At 45.1% G+C, this 16,247-nt stretch carries 14 protein-coding genes and 1 pseudogene; 11 read left to right on the top strand and 4 right to left on the bottom strand.

Annotation, left to right across the window (positions count from 1 at the left end):
• The 4 genes and pseudogenes from A2048_09110 (at position 1) to A2048_09125 (ending at position 5,588) form a co-directional block, all read left to right on the top strand.
• Positions 1 to 2,121: pseudogene (locus tag A2048_09110) on the top strand (hypothetical protein).
• Positions 2,122 to 2,176: 55 nt separating this feature from the next.
• Positions 2,177 to 2,443, top strand: a complete 267-nt coding sequence (locus tag A2048_09115; GenBank protein OGP08464.1) for a 30S ribosomal protein S15 — start codon at positions 2,177 to 2,179, stop codon at positions 2,441 to 2,443.
• 166 nt (positions 2,444 to 2,609) lie between these two features.
• A complete protein-coding gene (locus tag A2048_09120) occupies positions 2,610 to 4,715 on the top strand; it encodes a polyribonucleotide nucleotidyltransferase (protein OGP08465.1) in 2,106 nt (701 codons plus the stop codon).
• A 9-nt stretch (positions 4,716 to 4,724) separates the two neighbouring features.
• Complete coding sequence (locus tag A2048_09125) at positions 4,725 to 5,588, top strand: hypothetical protein (protein ID OGP08466.1); 864 nt, start codon at positions 4,725 to 4,727, stop codon at positions 5,586 to 5,588.
• 16 nt (positions 5,589 to 5,604) lie between these two features.
• Here the strand turns inward: A2048_09125 and A2048_09130 are convergent, their stop codons facing one another.
• Positions 5,605 to 5,982: a hypothetical protein gene (locus A2048_09130; protein ID OGP08467.1), complete on the bottom strand. Its 378-nt coding sequence runs from the start codon at positions 5,980 to 5,982 to the stop codon at positions 5,605 to 5,607.
• The gene (locus tag A2048_09135; GenBank protein OGP08468.1) at positions 5,979 to 6,233 is read right to left on the bottom strand and encodes a hypothetical protein; all 255 of its coding nucleotides are present in this window, start codon (positions 6,231 to 6,233) and stop codon (positions 5,979 to 5,981) included. Before A2048_09135 ends, A2048_09130 begins: the two co-directional genes overlap by 4 nt.
• Positions 6,234 to 6,404: 171 nt before the next feature.
• On the opposite strand from A2048_09135, the gene A2048_09140 reads away from it, so the two are divergent.
• Positions 6,405 to 8,465: a hypothetical protein gene (locus A2048_09140; GenBank protein OGP08469.1), complete on the top strand. Its 2,061-nt coding sequence runs from the start codon at positions 6,405 to 6,407 to the stop codon at positions 8,463 to 8,465.
• Here A2048_09140 and A2048_09145 read toward each other — a convergent pair.
• On the bottom strand, positions 8,462 to 9,235 hold the full coding sequence (locus tag A2048_09145) for a pantothenate kinase (protein ID OGP08470.1): 774 nt from the start codon (positions 9,233 to 9,235) through the stop codon (positions 8,462 to 8,464). The genes A2048_09140 and A2048_09145 overlap by 4 nt on opposite strands.
• Before the next feature lie 19 nt (positions 9,236 to 9,254).
• Positions 9,255 to 10,025 carry a biotin--[acetyl-CoA-carboxylase] ligase gene (locus A2048_09150; protein OGP08471.1) on the bottom strand — a complete coding sequence of 257 codons (771 nt, stop codon included), beginning with the start codon at positions 10,023 to 10,025 and terminating at the stop codon, positions 9,255 to 9,257.
• Between the two features lie 64 nt (positions 10,026 to 10,089).
• On the opposite strand from A2048_09150, the gene A2048_09155 reads away from it, so the two are divergent.
• From A2048_09155 to A2048_09180, 6 genes are all read left to right on the top strand, one after another.
• The gene (locus tag A2048_09155; protein ID OGP08472.1) at positions 10,090 to 11,121 is read left to right on the top strand and encodes an anthranilate phosphoribosyltransferase; all 1,032 of its coding nucleotides are present in this window, start codon (positions 10,090 to 10,092) and stop codon (positions 11,119 to 11,121) included.
• A gap of 16 nt (positions 11,122 to 11,137) precedes the next feature.
• Entirely contained in the window at positions 11,138 to 11,917 is a 780-nt protein-coding gene (locus A2048_09160) for a hypothetical protein (GenBank protein OGP08473.1), read from the top strand.
• Positions 11,918 to 11,984: 67 nt separating this feature from the next.
• Complete coding sequence (locus A2048_09165) at positions 11,985 to 12,626, top strand: hypothetical protein (protein ID OGP08474.1); 642 nt, start codon at positions 11,985 to 11,987, stop codon at positions 12,624 to 12,626.
• 31 nt (positions 12,627 to 12,657) lie between these two features.
• Entirely contained in the window at positions 12,658 to 13,851 is a 1,194-nt protein-coding gene (locus A2048_09170; GenBank protein ID OGP08475.1) for a tryptophan synthase subunit beta, read from the top strand.
• Between the two features lie 60 nt (positions 13,852 to 13,911).
• Positions 13,912 to 14,706, top strand: a complete 795-nt coding sequence (locus A2048_09175) for a tryptophan synthase subunit alpha (GenBank protein ID OGP08476.1) — start codon at positions 13,912 to 13,914, stop codon at positions 14,704 to 14,706.
• Between the two features lie 180 nt (positions 14,707 to 14,886).
• The gene (locus A2048_09180; GenBank protein OGP08477.1) at positions 14,887 to 16,242 is read left to right on the top strand and encodes a hypothetical protein; all 1,356 of its coding nucleotides are present in this window, start codon (positions 14,887 to 14,889) and stop codon (positions 16,240 to 16,242) included.
• The last annotated feature ends 5 nt before the right edge of the window (positions 16,243 to 16,247 follow it).

A 16,247-nucleotide genomic window follows, 5' to 3' on the forward strand; every position in this document is an offset into this window, starting at 1 on the left:
CCTATCCATTCCCTCCAGTGTCAGGGGCGCATATCAAACAGTCTCAAACTTGCCAATAGGCCCTTGGTTCGCCCGGGAGTTATAACAATCACATCACTCCATCAAATGCCGAAGGATTATACCCGATACGCTGTAGGCGAGTTGGAAGATGGAAGTCTTGTCATAAGAGTCCAAGATCCAGTATCTAAACTAAATCATCACAACCTGCTTGGACCACGCGAAAAAATGGTGGGGGCGGGATATCTGGAGGTTGTCAGTGAATTGCCAACGGATCTTCAATTCAGTCATGTGATCACCCTGACGGATGGAAGATTCATTGTATACAATGGGGGAAGTAGCGGATATTCCACTTTAAACGATAAGGTTGTTGTAGATGGGTGGCTTCCTTACAAGCGCCCCTTGGCTGAAGGTGCCAACATCCGTCGCGTTGACGAAGCGTTTCGCGCTTTGGCCAAAGAGAGCGCCATTCCGGGAAGGAGTTTTTTCACGAATCGGAATCTTACCGTGCCCGATCTTCCTCCCGTCGATTCCCAAAAAGGAACTGAAGGAATCCCCTTTACCTTTTCTGAGAGTATGCGCGGTTATCCAGCCCTAGCCCATGGAGGGGCCATTTATTCTGTTTTGCAAGCTGTGATACAAAAATTAAATGGACGCTTTACAGAAAATGTTTTGACCATCCGTTACGAAGCGCCAGTGCTTCTGGGGCAAGAATGCCGCATTTTTTGGAAACGCCGTGAAAGAGGATGGCATCTTGACCTTGTTTCTTCTTCAGGAAAGAAACTGGCTTCCCTGGATTCAGAAGAGGGGACCGTCCTTCCTACGACTTTTGAAGAGATTCCTTTTCAAAAGCTTCTGGCCGGCGAGGTTCTTTCGGGGCTTCCTTATCCCTTTGTGAACGGAAAGGAAAATCCAACAGGCCTTCATTTGGAATATTTTTTCAACAGGGATGAAAGTTTGATCGGAGCCGTAATTGATTCTCCTGCAGATCCGATGACTGCACTCTTGGCTGCTGCTGATGCTGTGGGGGTTATGGCCAGCATGCGTGTGGCGCGTTCTTTTGGGATTACTTCATCGCTTACTTTTAACCCCGAGAAATCGATTCCTAAAGATCAAACCCTCTATCTTGTCGCTGATTTAAGTAGAGCCAATCTTATCAATAACGGCGGGCGCCATTGCCAGCTTCCCCTTTATTTGTACAATGCGAAAGGCGAAAGACTGGGAACTTTTGCCTTTGATTTTTATTGCGTTGCTGTTGATGATTTTGCTCGTTTGGAAAGAATCCATGATATTCCCAATTTATCCGCATCCATCCGCCAGGAGACGAGGGAATTGACACTAAAAAAAGACCCCGCATCGCAAAACACTGTTCGCTTTATGGAAGAGAGTTTGGGGGATGAGTGGACAAAGGTTTTGGCTTTGCCCAGTCAAGAAATCTATCAAGGAGCTTCTGATGAACTTCCAAGATTAGATATAAGGCCCACTACTCTAAAGCCAACCCCCCCCGCACTGCCCGCTATTTATAGAACGATAAATATGAATCTGATTTGTCAAGCCGCCGAGGAGGCTTTGGAAATGTTGAAGGGAAGGGGAGGTGATCCACGCTGGGTTGAACATCAATTGGCGTTTCAAGATGGTATTTCTGTGGCGATGAAAATCATTGAATTGGCAAAGACTCATTTAACTCCGACAACTCAAAAGACACTTTATTATTTATTGGGACGAGCCAAAGAAGGGGTTCATTTTTATCCTGCCCAAGTCCGGGTTTTTGGGCGGGCTCATGACCTTTTAAAACCCTCTTTTGATGAACATGCGCGGCAAGTGGCAGGGCATCGTTTGGCTTTACAAGAGCTCGAGCCTCCCATTTCCCAAGGCTTGGGGGCTGGAGATGGGAATGGTCTTGTCTTGGAACCACACGCAAGTTTACCGGCAGATACTCCTGTTACTCCCAAGGGAGCCTCTGAACCACCTTTGGCATCAAAAGCCAAAATGAGGCCTCCCAAGCAGGTGCCTTTTTCGCCTCCATCACGTCATGGATCGGCTCGAGCCTGGAATAGAGGCTTGCCACCCCATGTTTTAAGTCGGTTGGGCCGGGGAATTACAGGCCTTAGGCCCCTTAAGTAATAGGCCCAATTAACCCCTTTACAAAATTTTCTTAACCATGTAAAAACTCGCCCCTATGTTGTTTGGAGAACAAAAACAAGAAATCATCTCTAAGTTCCGTGTGCATGAAAAGGATACGGGTTCAAGTGAAGTTCAGATAGCCATTCTTTCCAAAAAGATTGAGGAGCTGACTAAGCATTTTGATACCCATAAAAAAGATTTTTCAAGCCGTCGTGGTCTTTTGCAGATGGTCGGTCGACGACGCAAGTTGTTGGATTACATTAAAGATACCAACACGGCTCGTTATTCAAAACTTATTGGAGAGCTTGGCATTCGAAAATAAGGGGTTTTTTAGGCTTCATCTGTTTGGAGGGTTTGGCTGATAATTTAACAATCTAAAAAAAGTTTTTTTAAATTGTTAGATTATCAGTGAGTTAAAGATACCTTCCTTTCAAAAGCAAAGCCTCCCCCTTAATTTCACAAGCTACCCAAATATTAGAGGAGTATTTATGTCCAACCCCGTAAGTGTTTCGGTACAATTTGGAGGTAAGGAAATTATTATTGAAACAGGCAAGCTGGCCAAACAGGCTGGTGGATCTGCTGTCATCCGTTGTGGAGATACAGTTGTTTTGGTGGCAGCGACCGCTGCTGTGTCCCCCAAGGAAGGCATTGATTTTTTGCCTTTGACTGTTGATTACATCGAAAAAACATTTGCTGCCGGAAAAATTCCCGGCGGGTTTTTTAAACGGGAAGGTCGCCCGACTGAAAGGGAAACACTGACCTCCCGCTTTATTGATCGTCCCATCCGTCCTTTATTTCCTGAAGGTTATAATTATGAAACGCAAGTGATTGCGATGGTGCTTTCCTATGACCGCATTAATGAATCAGACATGCTGGCCATTACAGGCACATCAGTGGCCTTGATGGTTTCTGACATTCCCTTTGTCAAACCCATTGCCGGTTGCCGCTTGGGTCGCATTAATGGGCAGTTTGTCTTGAATCCTTCCCTTGTTGACATGGAAGAAAGTGATATCGACCTTATTGTGGCCGCCAGCGAAGATGCCGTGGTCATGGTTGAAGGTGGTGCCAAAGAAGTCAGCGAAAAGGACATGATTGATGCCATTCAATATGCCCACGAATCACTCAAACCCATCATTGCCTTGCAAAAGGAATTGGCCGCAAAAATTGGAAAAGCCAAAAGAGCAGTGGCCCCTCCTGTCAAAGATGCCGCTATCACGGCTGCTGCCCAAGCCCTTGAAGCCAGGGTGAGTCAGGCCATGGTTTTACCGGTAAAACAAGAGCGTTACCAGCTTCTTTCTGAACTCAAAAAAGAGCTTGTAGAAAAATTATATCCCAATAAAGCGGACAGAACGCCGGAACGTCTTTTGCAAATTGGTGGTGACTACGAAAACGTAAAGGCCACGGTTATGCGTACCATGATCCTTAAGGACAAAAAGCGTATCGATGCTCGTGGGCTTAAAGAGATTCGTCCCATTACTTGTGAAGTAGGTATTCTTCCCCGAACCCACGGTTCGGCCCTTTTTACTCGTGGTGAAACCCAGGCCCTTGTTGTGGTAACGCTGGGGGGCTCGGATGACAGCCAAACAATCGATTCCATTTCAGGGAATACGGAAAAATCATTCATGCTTCATTATAATTTCCCGGCCTTTTCAGTGGGCGAAGTAAAACCCCTTCGTTCTCCTGGACGTCGTGAAGTGGGGCATGGGGCTTTAGCTGAAAGATCTTTGGCCAAAGTGATGCCTACAAAAGAAGAATTTCCATATACGGTTCGGATTGTTTCTGAAATTCTTGAATCCAACGGTTCATCCTCGATGGCTACAGTGTGCGGCGGATCGCTCGCCTTGATGGATGCCGGTGTCCCCGTGAAAGCCCCTGTGGCCGGTATTGCCATGGGCCTTATTAAAGAAGGCAATGGTGTGGCCATTCTTTCAGATATTTTGGGCGATGAAGATCATTTGGGAGATATGGATTTTAAAGTGACAGGGACAGCCAATGGTGTCACGGCCCTTCAAATGGACATCAAAATTGAAGGAGTTACTTCTGAGATTTTGACGACAGCTTTGGAGCAGGCGCGTGAAGGTCGTTTGCATATTTTGGGCAAGATGAAAGAAGCCCTGCATGTGCATCGCGAAGAGTTATCTGCGCATGCTCCCAAAATCCACAGTCTTACGGTTCGTAAAGAAAAAATCAAAGACGTCATCGGTAGTGGTGGAAAAAATATCCGCGGTATTATTGAGGCCACCGGTGTGAAGATTGATATTAATGATGATGGATTGGTGCAAATTTATTCATCCGACATCGAAGCCATTGAACGCGCCAAACAAATGGTGAAGGATTTGGTGGCTGAGGCTGAAGTTGGAAAAATCTATGATGGTAAGGTCAGAAAAATCATGGAATTCGGGGCCTTTGTTGAAATTTTGCCAAAGACCGATGGTTTGGTTCATATTTCCGAATTGGCTGACCACCGTGTGAAGTTTGTCGATGACATTGTCAAAGAAGGCGACCGTGTGAAGGTAAAATGCATTGGTGTCGATGAACGTGGAAAAATCAAGCTTTCAATGAAGCAAGTGCCAAAGGATGAAGTGCAGAATTAAGGATATTCCATGACCTATGCCGAAGCGGCGCTTTTAGGTTTTGTGCAAGGGGCTACCGAATTTTTGCCGGTTTCAAGTTCGGCTCATTTGGTGTTAGCCCCTTGGTTCTTTCGTTTTGAAGATCCCGGCCTTACCTTTGATGTTGCCCTCCACTTTGGGACTTTACTCGCCATTGTTGGTTATTTTTGGAAGGATTGGTTTCATATCCTTTCGGGATCTTTTCACCTTATCGCTCGTTGCTCGTCGCTCGTCGCTCGAGGGAAGGGTGTTGCTCATGAGCTCGAGGGCTCGCGAACCCGTATTACGAGCGACGAGTCCGCGAGCTTCAATCTTTTTCTCTGGATCATCATCGGCACCATCCCGGCCATGATTGCCGGATTACTCTTAGATGAGTGGGCAGAAACCACCTTTAGAAATCCCCTGCTTATTGCCTTTAATATGGCGGCGATGGGTTTTGTGTTGATGGTAGCTGGCAGAAAAGGAAAGGGACATCGCCATATAAATCATGTGAATATGAAAGATGGTTTATGGATTGGTTTATCCCAATGCCTGGCTTTGGTGCCGGGGGTTTCGCGGTCGGGGGTGACGATTACGGCTGGTTTGTTCCGCCACATGGACCGTGTCACCGCAGCGCGTTTTTCATTTTTATTGGCAACCCCGATTACTTTTGGGGCGTGCTTACTCAAACTGCCTGATTTTATTGATCAGGGAGTTTCGCCCCCTGCCTTGGTGGGGATGGGTGTTTCAGCCCTCACAGGTTTTTTGTGCATTAAATATCTTCTCCGCTTTGTTCAAAAATATTCCTTCGACATTTTTGCCTATTACCGATTCGTGGTGGCCTTGGTGATTTTAGGGGTTTGGTTTATTCAATGATTAAAACTGATCAAATTTAGACGGTATGTGAATAATGTTTTTTGATCATGGTATCGCAGGTTCCTAAAGGAATGTTTCGTACTTGGCTATGGGCGACAAGAAGTCTATCAAAGGGGTCCCTTGTCCAAGGGAAAGAGAAAGCAGCCGTGCACACCTCATCAAAACTAATGTCATCAATGTGAAACGCCGTATCTTTTTTGAGTTTTCCGATCAGTTCATCGAATTCAAGATCTATTCTCCCACATTCCTTTAAAAATTTTATTTCAAGTAAAGAAATGGGGGATAAAGTTAAGTAATTAAACTCCTTGATCCAGGGGACATCTTTTAGTTTTTTTGACTTGGAAAGAATCCACAGTAAAATATGGGTATCAATTAGAACAGAGGTGGGCTTCATGATTCTTTCTTATTTTTTCTTAATGTGAGTTCTTTGTTGGGCTCCCATTCCCATGACCAAGTCTCGGCATCATCGACTTTGCTATGAATGAGAGAGGAGTAATCCGTCTTCTTTGCCCTTTTCTTTTTGGGGTGGGGAACCAAGTGGATAGGGATGCCGTTTCTTTCGATAATAACGGTTTCCCCCTGGACGGAAAGGTCTAAAATCTTAAAAAAATTAACTCTGGCCTCGGTGGCTGAAAACCGTTTCATGATTTTAATGTACAGTGTACATCTTATTTGTCAATGAGCAAATCAGAGCAACTCTTTCCTAAAGAGTGCGATAAGAATGCAAACAGATCAGGTTAAAAATTACAATAATATTGATAGTTTAAATCTATGTTTCAAAGTTTTCGTCCATTATCGGGAATAGGGCGTTATCAGATGCCGCGGATGGCTACGCCTTTCTTAAGGCCAGTTCGTGCCCCGAGAGGGCTGCGGCCATTGCCTCCTTCTCCTTTGCCTTTGAGGATGGCAGCGCCTCAATCGGGGCGGAGCAGTTATTCTTCGGCTTTGCCCATTGGGACTAATTTAGAAAATGTAAGAGTGAAGCCGAATATTTTTGGAGCTGTACCCGAGTATTTGTCGGCAATGATGGGACCTAAAAATGAAGATAAATTGAGACCTGTAACTGGATTTTCATTTGAGGAATGCTATGGCCGTCTGGCTAGAGGGCCCTATGATGAAAATGACTTTGATATATATGACTTGCGTAAAAGATTGCTCGATGAAGTAAAGAGGACTCCCTTTCCCACCAAGGAGCAGAAACGCCAGCTTATAAAGTTATGCAAATTATTTTTTGATAAGGACGACAATTTTTTTCAGGCACGAAAAATTCTTGAACCCCTTCATGATTATTCCGGACTTCGTCGGCTTGTGGAGCTTTATATGCAGCGTTATCCGCTGAATCGTTATTCCTACGATGCCCCTGTTGTTCTTATGGCACTTGAAGAATATGAAAAAGTTTTGGCAGTTTATAAGAAAAGGGAGGATTTTGTTTTTGACTTGCTTGACTCTTCTGATGAATTGGTTGCTGCTTCTGACTGCGGTTTTGAGAGATATGTCGCCGGATATGGTGACAAGACCCCACCGGCTCAAAGTTTGTGGGAAGCACCTCGTTTATTCGCGATTTCAAAAGAGTATGACATTTGCATCGCTATTGCCAAGGGAGGCCTGTACTCTGGTTTTATTGCTCAAACGCTTGGCATCCCCACTTTAATTGTCGAGATCCATGCTCATGGTCGGAGTAAGCCTGTGTCCCATTGGGTTACTCCTGTGGCTCTTGGAGATATTCAGGGGAAAAGAGTGTTGCTTCTTGATAAGGATGCGGTAACAGGCGCTAGCATCGCAGAAGCGGTAAGATTGTTGTTACCGTATAATCCACAGCGCATTGGCGTTTATTTCAATCATTCTCCATGGCTCGACCCTGATATGGGTATTAGTATTTTACAGCCCGAGACTGTGGATCGAATCGAAGGTTTGGGGGTGAAGATTCATCATCCCCAAAATACACCTTCTCATATTCCCAATACTCTGTTCTTTGAACTCCATGAACGGTTTGGAACAAATTTGGGGCGCCTTTTAAAGGTGGATCGAAGATTTAAAGACATCCTGCCAGAAGCTCAGCGCAACTCTCCCGATCTTGCCTCTGTTTTGAAAAAAAAATGGGAAGCGCTCATCGAATTATGGAATTCATTTAATCCCCTTTTGCCCGGTGTGTTTGAATTGAGAGCCCGTCTTCTAACGCATTTGGAAGGAGTCTTGCGTTCCTTTCAAAGCGGACAAGAGATAGCAAGGCGGATGGGTGACCTATTGAAAGTGAATCCTTATGAAAGCTTGCTGAACTCTTTGTCATCCCCTTCCTCATTTTTAGTGTTGTATGCGGAGGAATTGGCCGTGGGCCGCTATCGCGATAGAGGTTTGACCCTTGCTAAAAAAAGAGATGTGGAGAATACACGTCTTCCCCATTCCTATCTGGCTTCTTTTTGCGTAGCAGAGCGTGCGGTGCGTGAAGGCAATTATGATGTGGCCCTCATTGTTGGTCCGGAAGGATTTGCTTTTGAACCAATTTTTGAAGACCTTGGGCTGCCCACCGTTGCAGTCAATATTCCCGAGGATGATTATGGAGGGAAGCGATCCTTGCAAGCCTTCGATGATCTTTCTTCATTGAAAGGGAAAAGGGTGCTTGTCGTTGAAGATGATCTGCAATCCGGAGCCACTGTTGTTAAATTACTTGCGGCCCTCCCGAAGGAGGTGGCTGGTTTGGATCTTTATCTTGGCAATGGGAGTGGTTTCCAGCGGTTGGAAAATGTTCCTTCAGGGATTCAAAAGATATATGTTTCAAATGGAGCTACTCAACCGGAAGAGGATGGCGAAATTTTTCTACGGCATCTTGCTGAGCGAGAAATGATTTTTAAAGAGGAAAAACTTCCCGATTGGTTTTAAGGCCCCGGGCAGTTCCAATCGTAAATTAACTTCAATCCTTCGAGAGTGATGAATTCATCCACCGCGTCAATGCGTTTGGAATCCTGCGCGATTAAGTGCGCCAGGCCACCGGTGGCGAGTACCTTGGCTTTATGGCCGATTTCTTTTTCCATTTTTTCGATCACGCCATCCACCAAACACACATAACCGTAATAAATGCCGGATTGCATGCACTCGACGGTGTTCTTGCCGACGACCTTCTTAGGCTTGGCGATGTCCACGCGGGGGAGTTGGGAAGCTCTTGTAAAGAGGGCTTCCGCGGAGATGCCCACTCCGGGGACGATCAAGCCGCCGCAGTATTCGCCCTCGGCTGAAACATAATCAAACGTGGTGGCGGTTCCAAAATCCACGATGATCAAGTGTGTTTTAAAACGGTGGAAGGCCGCGACCGCATTTACAATGCGGTCGGCTCCCACTTCGCTGGGATTGTCCGTTTCGATCGGCATGTCGATCTTGATTTCAGGGCCGACGATGAGTGGATTTTTTTTGATGTAGCGGCTGCACATCTCGGTGATGGCGCGCTGCATGGAGGGAACCACATTGGAGATGACGACGTCGGTGATTTCGGAGAATTGTTTTTTCTCGAATTGGAGAAGTTCTTTTAAAAAAATGGCCCATTCATCAGCCGTGCGTTCTTTTTTTGTTTCCAAACGCCAATGATGGACGAGATTGTCCTTGTGATACAAGCCCAGAACGGTATTGGTGTTTCCAATGTCTATGGCAAGAAGCATAATTGTTACCTAAAAATGGTTACCTAAGCGAAACATCGGCTGAAATCAATGTGATTGTTTGTTCCCCGGTTTCCACCACAAGGAAGCCTTCTTTGGTTAAATGCTTGGCAATAGCCTCATAGGACTTTCCATTTTCTGTGACGGTTACTTTTTGTCCCAGAATGGCTGAATATCGGTTCCAGGCATCAATCACAGGGGAGAGACCCTTGGTATCATAAATCTGGCGCCAACGCTCATAACTCTTAAAACAGGCGGCAATGATTTCTTCGCGTGATTGGGGTTTGCTGGTTTCCAAAAGAAGGGACGTGGCCACATCTTTAATTTCAGGGCTGAAATCATTTTTGTCCACGTTGACATTGAGTCCAAACCCGATAACGGCATAGGGATGGCTTGATATTTTTTCGCATAAAATGCCCCCCAGCTTTTTGCCATTTACCAAAATATCATTGGGCCATTTAAGTTCAAACTTGATTCCACGGATCCGGTTTTCTAACGCCTCCAAAATGGCCACGCCTGCCACCAAAGTGAGTTGATAGGTGTGCTCGGGTTGGGCTGTTTGGCTATCAATAAAACTTACAAGGATGTTCTTGTCTTTGGGGGATTCCCAAGTGCGTTTGAGACGCCCGTGACCCTTGGTTTGAAAATGAGTCAGAAAAACCTCTCCAGGTCTGGCCCCTTTTTGCAGGCTTTGCAGGGCCCAACCATTGGTTGAGTCAGTGGTTTCTTCAAAGTGGATGGTCTTTCCCAGCCATTTGGTTTTCAGGTTCTGTTTTATGAGTTGAATATCCATGAAAGGAATTTGTAACTGAACTTGGTTTATTCTCAAAGCATAATTTGACAAGGCTTTGGGAGTAATGAGAAAGTTAAAAAATATGATTGGCGAAATTATTAAACAGCTCAAAGAGGGGAAAAGTCTCAATCAAAAAGAGGCAGAAAATATTTTTTCATTGATGATTCATGGGAAAATGCATCCGCAAGATGTTGAAGCGTTTTTATGCGCCTTGCGTGACAAGGGAGAGGTTTTAGATGAGGTTGTAGGGGCTGTACGTGTCCTCAAAGCCAAAGCCACTTCCATTCATTTAAGAAATCCTGACGCCATTGATGTTTGTGGCACGGGAGGGGATCAAAAAGGCACGTTTAATATTTCAAGTGCCGTGGCTTTTGTAGTGGCGGGGGCCGGTGTCTGTGTGGCCAAGCATGGAAACAGGGCGGTCAGCTCGCAATCCGGCAGTGCGGATATTCTGAAAGCATTGGGGGTGAAACTGGATCTTTCTTCGGATGCAGCCGCAAGATGTATTGATGAAGTGGGGATCGGTTTTTTGTTTGCGCCCCAATTCCATCCGGTTTTAAGAGAATTGGCGCCCATTCGAAAAAAAATCGGGACCAAAACCATTTTTAATCTCTTGGGCCCCTTGCTCAACCCGGCCTCTGTTAAAAAACAGGTGGTGGGTGTTTATTCCAAAAATCTGCTTCCACTGATGGTGAGTGTTTTGAAAAATCTGGGAAGCCAGTCCGTAGGTGCCGTTTGGGGGCACGATGGCCTTGATGAGCTTACTTTAACGGGGCCTTCCTCCCTCTGCTTCCTGCATAAGGGAAATATTTTTGAGGAAATTTTTGATCCAAAAACAGTCGGGTATTCTTATTGCAAGCTTTCAGATTTGGGGGGAGGCACCCCTGATGAAAATGCCAAACGTTTAAAACAGGTACTTAAAGGACATTCCATGCCGCTAGATCATTGTGTGCATTTGAATGCCGCCCTGGCGTTAAGAGTGGCGGGCAAGGCCAGTGATATGAAAGAAGGATTGCTTTTGGCTCAAGCATCTATTTCGTCAGGAAAGGCTTATCAGAAGCTGGAAGAGTTGGTGGAGTGGACGAATAAGCATTAACTTTTTAGGAGATTGTTTGGTTACCCATCTCGACAAAATCATCGAATACAAAAAAGAAGAGTTGGCATTAAATAAACGCCAAATTTCTTTGGCTGATATCCAGAAACGGGCTGTGGATGCTGCGCCGGCACGCCCGTTTATGGGAACTTTTGCCAACTATGATGCCATCAACATCATTGCCGAAATCAAAAAAGCATCTCCGTCAGCGGGGATTATTTGTGCTGATTTCAAACCCGTGGATATAGCTCTTTCTTATGAAGAAGGCGGAGCGAAAGCCCTTTCAGTTTTAACCGATGAATTTTTTTTTCAGGGTTCCTTAAATTATTTGGGAGCCATCAAAAAACACGTCAAACTTCCCTGTTTGCGCAAGGATTTTACCATTCATGAATACCATCTTTATCAGGCCCGCGCTTATGATGCGGACGCCGTGTTGCTGATTGCTGCTTGTTTGGATGACGCCCAGCTTAAGGATTATCAGGCCCTTGCTTTTGAACTGGGCATGGCCTGTTTAGTTGAAGTCCACGATGGCAAAGAATTGGAACGGGTTTTAAAAATAAAGCCGAAGATAGTTGGGGTGAACAACCGGAATTTAAAAACTTTTGATGTATCTTTAAAAACTTCTCTCGATCTTATTCCGTCGATTCCAAAAGGGGTAGTGGCTATCAGTGAATCCGGGCTCAAAACGCGGGAAGATCTTGTCAAACTTAAGGAAGCGGGTTATGCCGGTTTTTTAATTGGGGAAATGTTGATGAGGGAAGGGAATGTGGTAAAGAAATTGAAGGAATTGATTCGGTAGGGGCGCCCCTTGGTGCGCCCCACACGCCGGCAGAGAAGGGCGCAGCAAGCGGCGCCCGTACAAACATATGTCAGTTCTTGTTAAAATCTGCGGTTTGACCAATTTAGACGATGCCATGGATGCCCTTGATTGCGGAGCTGATTTGTTGGGATTTAATTTTTATCCGGATTCACCGCGTTATATCGACCCCGAACTTGCTTTTGATATTTTTGAGGAAATTCCGGGGAATGTGGAAAAGGTGGGTATTTTCGTTAATCGCGATCTTAAAGAAGTCTTGGATATTGCTGTTGAGTTCAATCTTGATTTCCTGCAATTTCACGGTGATGAAACGCCGGAATACTGCAATCAGGTGGGGCGTCCGTGGTTTAAGGCATTTAGATTGAAGGCGGAACAGGATTTGATTGAAATCCCCAAGTATGAAAGCCGGTGGCTTTTAGTGGATGCCCATGTTGAAAAAGCGTTTGGAGGAACCGGAGTTATTTCTGACTGGCATTTGGCGCGCGAGGCTAAAAAATTTGGTCAACTTTTTTTATCCGGTGGGTTAAAGCCTGATAATATTGAAATGGCCCTAGACGCTGTCAAACCCTATGCTGTCGATGTAGCTAGTGGAGTGGAAGAATCTCCGGGGATCAAAGATAAACAGAAAATGGAAGAGTTTGTGGCCCGTGTAAGAGCGTGGTCGACGAAGAATTGTAAGGGTAATCCGTAAGGGCAATTCATGAATTGCCCCTACCTGTAACATGAAACACAATCCCGACAAATCAGGGCATTTTGGAATTTTTGGCGGAAAATACGTCTCTGAAACACTCATGCCCGCCCTCGATGAATTGGAAAAGGCCTACAAGCTTATTGCCAAGACGCCTGCCTTTAAAAAAGAGTTTGCAACTTATGCCAAGCATTACATTGGGCGTCCCACGCCTTTGTATTTTGCCCAAAAACTCACTGAAAAATTGGGTGGGGCCAAAATTTTCTTTAAACGTGAAGATCTGTGTCATACAGGCGCGCACAAGGTGAACAACACCTTGGGGCAGTGCTTATTGGCCAAAAAAATGGGCAAACCACGCGTGATTGCCGAAACAGGGGCCGGTCAACATGGGGTGGCAACCGCAACCATGTGTGCTCTTTTGGATCTTCAATGTGAAGTTTATATGGGTGAGGAAGATGTTCATCGCCAGTCGCTCAATGTTTTTCGGATGAAGCTTTTAGGGGCCCAGGTTCATCCCGTGACTTCAGGAACTCAAACCTTAAAAGATGCCATGAACGAGGCCCTTCGTGACTGGGTAAGCCATGTAAGAAATACCTTCTATTGTATTGGCACTGTTGCAGGCCCGCATCCGTATCCAACAATTGTGCGCGATTTTCAGTCGATTATCGGACATGAAACCAAAAAACAAATTAAAGAATATGGTTACGCAAAACCCGACTATGTGGTGGCCTGTATCGGGGGGGGCTCCAATGCGATGGGACTTTTTTATCCCTACTATAAAGAGGCCTCTGTCAAAATGATCGGAGTGGAAGCCGCAGGTTCTGGAATCCGCAGTGGCAAGCATGCCGCTTCCATTTCAGCAGGCAGCGTGGGTGTTTTGCATGGGAATAAAACCTATTTGTTGCAAGATAAACAGGGACAGATTCTGCCCACTCATTCCATTTCAGCAGGGCTTGATTATCCGGGTGTTGGGCCAGAACACGCTTTTTTCCATGAGTCAGGTCGGTGCCGCTATGTTTCAGTGACTGATGACCAGGCCATGGAGGGATTTACCTTATTAAGCAGAACGGAAGGGATTATTCCTGCTCTTGAATCGGCCCATGCTGTGGGATATTTGCCACAATTTATTCCCCAGACAAAAAAAGAAGAGATTGTGGTGGTGAATCTTTCAGGACGCGGCGATAAAGATATGGGGACTGTGGCCAAGGTGATGGGGGTGAAATTGTAGGGGCGGGTCTGTGGCCCGCCCAAAAAGGGCAGGTTACAAACCTGCCCGTACCAATCCATTATGTCTCGAATCTCAAAAACATTCCGCCAATTAAAAAAAGAAGGACGAAAAGCCCTGATACCTTTCATTACGGCGGGAGATCCTTCTTTAAAAGAAACGGAGAAACTCATCTTTACCCTTGAAAAAGCCGGCGTGGATATTATCGAGCTGGGAGTTCCATTTTCTGATCCCATGGCTGACGGGGCTGTCATTCAGGCGGCTTCAGAGCGCGCCTTGAAAAAGAAAGTCACTTTATCCGATATTTTAAATTTGGTGGCCCGTGTTCGTAAAAAGACCCAGATTCCTATCTTGCTCATGGGTTACTACAATCCCATTTTTGTTATGGGGGAAGAGACATTTGCCCAAAAAGCGGCCCAATCGGGTGTGGATGCCCTTCTTATTGTGGATTGTCCCCCTGAAGAATCGCATAGCCTTCGAAAGGCTTTAAGAATTCATTCTATTGATTTGGTTTATTTGTTGGCTCCCACCTCGGATGAAAAACGTATCAAGCTCGCCACTCAAAATGCCTCCGGATTCATTTATTATGTTTCATTAACCGGAGTGACGGGGGCCAAACTTCAAGTTACCGATGAAATAAAAGCCCAGGTAGACAAGATTCGGGCTGTGAAGAAAATTCCTGTGTGTGTAGGTTTTGGGATTTCAACTCCCAATCAGGCAGCTCAAATTGCCCCCTTAGCCGATGGTGTTGTGATAGGTTCCGTCTTGGTGAATCTTATTTTTCACAAGACTCATGGCTCTCAAACCAACCATACCAAGGTCCATCAGTTTATATCAAAGTTTAGACACTTATTTTAAATAGCCAAAAAACAGACATCATTAATTTAAATAAAAACATAGTAATTACAGTAAGTTAATAAGTTGCTGATTACTTCCTCCTGTTTTTCTGTCAAAATTTCTTAAATCAAGCTTTTCATCTTCAAAATAACCGTGTTAAAATAACACAGTTTTCATTTAAAAATTGGGTCATTAAGAAACATGCAAGAAAAAGAAGTCATTTTGCTGGTCGAGCCTAATCCTTTTGAGTCCCAACTCATTGTTGAGGTTCTTAAGAGGGAGGGCTTTGATTGTGTTGATTGGTATCCCAAATTTGAGGAAGTACCTAACCCAACAGACTATTCCGTTGTTCTTATGGGGTTCCATGCGGCCAATATCAATGGTCGTGACATGCTTTCCGAACTTTTGATTCAAAAGCCTGAAATGCCCGTCATCGTTCTTATTGACACCCACGTGGTGGATCAAGCTCTTTGGGCCATGAAATGTGGTGCTTTTGATGTTTTAGAAAAACCCATCCATCCTGAACGTCTTTTATTGTTGGTCCATAAAAGTATGGAATTTGGATTTGTACGTACAGAAATTGTCAGGCTTCATCAACAGGCGCCTCAAGGAGATATTTATTATGGCATGGTGGGGCGGTCGATGGACATGAAGCGTATTTTTGATCTGATTGAACGTATCAAGGATAGTTCGGTCAATGTTCTCATTACCGGTCCTAGTGGGTCGGGAAAGGAAATGGTGGCTCGTGCGTTACATGCCACTTCCAGCCGTGCCAATAAAAAATTTGTCGCCATTAATTGTTCAGCGATTCCGGATGCCCTTTTGGAAGGGGAATTGTTTGGTTATAAAAAAGGGGCTTTCACCGATGCTCGCACCGATAAAATCGGGCTTTTCCAGGAAGCTGACAATGGAACTATTTTCTTAGATGAAATTGGGGATATGCCCATTAATGTTCAGCCAAAAATTTTGAGAGCCTTGCAGGAAAAGGAAATAAGACCCTTGGGCTCCTTAAATAGCGTCAAAGTCAATGTTCGTATTATTGCTGCCACAAATCAGAACCTGGAAGAAAAAATACAGCAGAAGCAGTTTCGAGAGGATCTTTATTATCGCCTGAATGCCATGCAGTTTGAAATTGCTCCATTAAAAAACAGGGAGGAAGATATTCCCCTGCTTATCGATCATTTTTTGGCAAGAATGAAAAAAACACACGCTCATGCAATCAAGGGAGTTTCCCAAAAAGCCATGAAAATACTCATCGATTATTCATGGCCGGGCAATGTGCGTGAATTGGAAAATGTGATTGAACGTGCCACCCTGTTTTCAAAAAATGAATGGATTCTTCCCGAAGATCTTCTTTTCTCCAAGGAAGAGGATGATGTGCTCCCCATGTCTGAGTGGGCTCGTCGTAAAAAGCCTTTGGCCGATATTGAAAAAGAATACATTCTTGAAGTCCTGCAGCACGTTTCCGGAAACCGCTCAGAAACGGCCAATATTTTGGGGATAGGGCGGAAGACCTTGTACAATAAACTGGCTAAATATGGCGTTGGGAATTCCTGAAAAAA

Source organism: Deltaproteobacteria bacterium GWA2_45_12 (genome assembly GCA_001797365.1).
GTDB lineage: Bacteria > UBA10199 > UBA10199 > UBA10199 > UBA10199 > UBA10199.

Bases quoted from the DNA above. Each gene is read 5' to 3' on its own strand.
- A2048_09115 (OGP08464.1), top strand. From the start codon at position 2,177: ATGTTGTTTGGAGAACAAAAACAAGAAATCATCTCTAAGTTCCGTGTG.
- A2048_09170 (OGP08475.1), top strand. From the start codon at position 12,658: ATGAAACACAATCCCGACAAATCAGGGCATTTTGGAATTTTTGGCGGA.
- A2048_09145 (OGP08470.1), bottom strand. From the start codon at position 9,235: ATGCTTCTTGCCATAGACATTGGAAACACCAATACCGTTCTGGGCTTG.
- A2048_09175 (OGP08476.1), top strand. From the start codon at position 13,912: ATGTCTCGAATCTCAAAAACATTCCGCCAATTAAAAAAAGAAGGACGA.
- A2048_09125 (OGP08466.1), top strand. From the start codon at position 4,725: ATGACCTATGCCGAAGCGGCGCTTTTAGGTTTTGTGCAAGGGGCTACC.
- A2048_09180 (OGP08477.1), top strand. From the start codon at position 14,887: ATGCAAGAAAAAGAAGTCATTTTGCTGGTCGAGCCTAATCCTTTTGAG.
- A2048_09130 (OGP08467.1), bottom strand. From the start codon at position 5,982: ATGAAGCCCACCTCTGTTCTAATTGATACCCATATTTTACTGTGGATT.
- A2048_09165 (OGP08474.1), top strand. From the start codon at position 11,985: ATGTCAGTTCTTGTTAAAATCTGCGGTTTGACCAATTTAGACGATGCC.
- A2048_09140 (OGP08469.1), top strand. From the start codon at position 6,405: ATGCCGCGGATGGCTACGCCTTTCTTAAGGCCAGTTCGTGCCCCGAGA.
- A2048_09155 (OGP08472.1), top strand. From the start codon at position 10,090: ATGAGAAAGTTAAAAAATATGATTGGCGAAATTATTAAACAGCTCAAA.
- A2048_09150 (OGP08471.1), bottom strand. From the start codon at position 10,025: ATGGATATTCAACTCATAAAACAGAACCTGAAAACCAAATGGCTGGGA.
- A2048_09120 (OGP08465.1), top strand. From the start codon at position 2,610: ATGTCCAACCCCGTAAGTGTTTCGGTACAATTTGGAGGTAAGGAAATT.
- A2048_09135 (OGP08468.1), bottom strand. From the start codon at position 6,233: ATGAAACGGTTTTCAGCCACCGAGGCCAGAGTTAATTTTTTTAAGATT.